This window comes from Sphingomonas sorbitolis (assembly GCF_036663875.1).
Taxonomy (GTDB): Bacteria; Pseudomonadota; Alphaproteobacteria; order Sphingomonadales; family Sphingomonadaceae; genus Sphingomonas.
Window position 1 is genome coordinate 1 of sequence record NZ_JAXOJS010000024.1, and the last position, 1,124, is coordinate 1,124.

Genomic DNA, 1,124 nt, shown 5'->3' on the forward strand with positions numbered 1-1,124 from the left:
GGAGCGTCACCGTCTTCTCGTCACGTGGAACGAGACTGGTCATCAAGTTCGTGACGCTACGGTGGTCGAACTGTTCGAGGCCCAGGCAGCACGGGCGCCGGACGCGACCGCGGTAGTATTTGGCGATCTCACGCTCAGCTATGGAGAGTTGAACGAGCGTTCCAATCAGCTCGCACGTATACTGATTGCCCGTGGCGTCGGCCCAGAGCGCGTGATTGCGCTGGCAGTTCCCCGCTCGCTCGACATGGTGGTGGGTCTTTTCGGTATCCTAAAATCGGGTGCGGCATACTTGCCGCTGGATCATGACTACCCAATCGAGCGGCTTCAATTCATGGTGGCGGATGCAGCGCCGGATTGCTTGGTGAGCACGAGCATGGCTGCAAATTTTGTTAGCGACACACTTGACTGCATCTGGCTCGATGCGCTTGAAACGAAGGCCGCGCTCCAAGGTGAGGCAGGCACGGACCTGACCGATGAAGATCGGGCCTCACCACTGCGGACGTGCAATCCGGCCTATGTCATATACACGTCCGGTTCGACGGGGCGCCCCAAGGGCGTTGTCACCTCGCATCGCTCGATCGTCAATCGTCTCGACTGGATGCAATCGATCTATCGCTTGGATGAAGGCGACAGTGTCGTTCAGAAGACGCCGATTAGCTTCGACGTCTCGGTCTGGGAGCTTCTCCTTCCGCTGGTCGTGGGCGCCCGACTTGTCGTGAGCCAGCCTGGGAGCCACCGGGACCAGACGTATCTGGTCGATTTGATCAAGCGTGAGAAGGTAACCATCGCGCATTTCGTTCCTTCGATGTTAGGCCTGATACTCGACAACTGGTCCAGTGGCGATTTCGGCTCGCTACGCGAGATCATCTGCAGTGGCGAGACTTTGCCGGTCGACATACGGAATAGCCTTGTCTTTCATACAGGGATAAAGCTGAGCAACCTTTACGGGCCAACCGAGGCGGCTATTGACGTTACATACTGGCTCGACAGCGGCGAGGAGCAGGGTACCGTTCCGATCGGCCGTCCGATCTGGAACACTGAGGTGTACGTACTGGATGCATTCCTGCGGCCTGTCCCGGCAGGGGTTGCAGGAGAACTCTACATTGCGGGTGAAGGGCTTGCCC

Annotated in this window: 1 protein-coding gene; it reads left to right on the forward strand. The window is 58.4% G+C overall.

Features of this window, described 5'->3' with window-relative positions; all coding sequences use genetic code 11:
* Nucleotides 1–61: 61 nt before the first annotated feature.
* Nucleotides 62–1,124: AMP-binding protein (locus U1763_RS21085; protein WP_332756866.1), on the forward strand; the 1,063-nt coding region annotated here is incomplete at its 3' end.